The sequence below is a fragment of the Kitasatospora sp. NPDC058243 genome, assembly GCF_042882025.1.
Classification (GTDB): Bacteria; Actinomycetota; Actinomycetes; order Streptomycetales; family Streptomycetaceae; genus Kitasatospora.
Window position 1 is genome coordinate 25,106 of sequence record NZ_JBHVWW010000054.1, and the last position, 1,369, is coordinate 26,474.

The 1,369-nt window shown below is 76.0% G+C and carries 2 protein-coding genes; one reads left to right on the forward strand and one right to left on the reverse strand.

Translation table 11 applies throughout. The features are described 5' to 3' along the window. Positions 1-164: 164 nt before the first annotated feature. On the forward strand, positions 165-857 hold the full coding sequence (locus tag ACFVX9_RS28470; RefSeq protein ID WP_063345846.1) for an HAD family phosphatase: 693 nt from the start codon (positions 165-167) through the stop codon (positions 855-857). A 97-nt stretch (positions 858-954) separates the two neighbouring features. On the opposite strand, the gene ACFVX9_RS28475 is transcribed toward ACFVX9_RS28470, so the two are convergent. Next, on the reverse strand, positions 955-1,369 hold a 415-nt coding region (locus ACFVX9_RS28475), incomplete at its 5' end, for a DAK2 domain-containing protein (RefSeq protein ID WP_387984231.1).

Genomic DNA, 1,369 nt, shown 5'->3' on the forward strand with positions numbered 1-1,369 from the left:
TTTCGTAGGTCGGGATGCCGGGGCTTTTTGTTCCCCCGCACCCAGGCTCCAGCCCCGGGAGAGGTGGGAAGAGGCCCAGGCCCCCGGGCCGTGCCCGGCCCCCCTCGTCCCGACGCACACTCCGGCGAATCCCACAAAGCCAATCCCACCTGAAGGGCGTAGGCATGACCGTGGAGAGAATCAACGACTGGACCCCTGCAGCCGTCGTCTTCGACTGCGACGGCACGCTGATGGACAGCGAGTCGCACTGGCACCAGGCCCGTGCGGAGGTGCTGCGAGGCTACGGACTCACGGCCGGACCGGAGTTCACGGCGCGCGCGGCCGGGTTGCACTACTCCGACTGCGGGCGGCTGATGGCCGAGACCGCCGGCGACCCCTCGCTGGCGCCGGAGCTGACCGACCGGCTGCTGGTGAGCTTCCGGGCGCTCGTCGACGCCGACCCGGTCCCGATGCCGGGCGCGGCCGAACTGGTCGGCCGGCTCAGCGGGTTCGTCCCGCTGGCGGTCGCCAGCAACTGCCCGCGCGACGTGATCGAGGCCGGACTCGGCGGCGCCGGACTGCTCGAACACTTCGAGCACATCGTGGTCCCGGCCGAGGGGATCGGGCCCAAGCCGGCGCCGGACGTCTACCTGACCGCCGCCCGGCTGTGCGGCGCCGAGCCCACCGACTGCCTCGCCGTGGAGGACACCTTCTGCGGCATCCGCTCGGCCGTCCTGGCGGGGCTGCGGGTGATCGGTGTCGGACCGAACCCCTCGGCCGAGGCGCGGGAGGCGGTCGACCTGTGGGTCGCCACCCTGGGCGAGCCGGGACTGCTCGACTGGGTCCGGCGCCGGAGCGCTCTCGCCCTCACCAGCTGAGCAGCCCTCGGCGGGGCGGCCCCCGGCCGAGCAGCGCCCGGCGGAGCGCAAGCCGGCCGGGGAGCCGGCTGGGCGCCACCCGGCCGGGGCCGGGCGGTCACGGGCCGGCGGGGGCCGGCTCGGGCCCGCACAGCGGATCGGGCCCGTCGAACGCGGTGTCGGTGGACGCGGTGTCGGTCGGCACGGTGTCGGCGGACGCGCTGTCAGCAGCGCTGTCACCGAGCAGCACGCCGTCCAGCGTCCGCGGCACCGCGTGCGCGGAGGCGAACAGCAGCGCGATGCCCACGGCGCCCGGGTCGGGCACTCCCGAGGCCCGTTCGCCGAGGTAGCTGGCCCGGCCGCGGCGGGCCCGCAGGGCCCTGGTCCGGCGGACGCCCGCCGCGGCCGCGGGGGTGGGGGGGGGGGGGGAGGTGTCCGGGGGGGGACCGGGAGTGTCGCTGCGCAAGGCCAACTTCGCCTGGTGCCGGGCGTTGACGAGCGTCTTTTCCCCCCGCCGTGCCTCCCCCACCCCC

Coding starts and splice junctions, on each gene's coding strand:
- ACFVX9_RS28470 (WP_063345846.1), top strand. CDS start 165: ATGACCGTGGAGAGAATCAACGACTGGACCCCTGCAGCCGTCGTCTTC.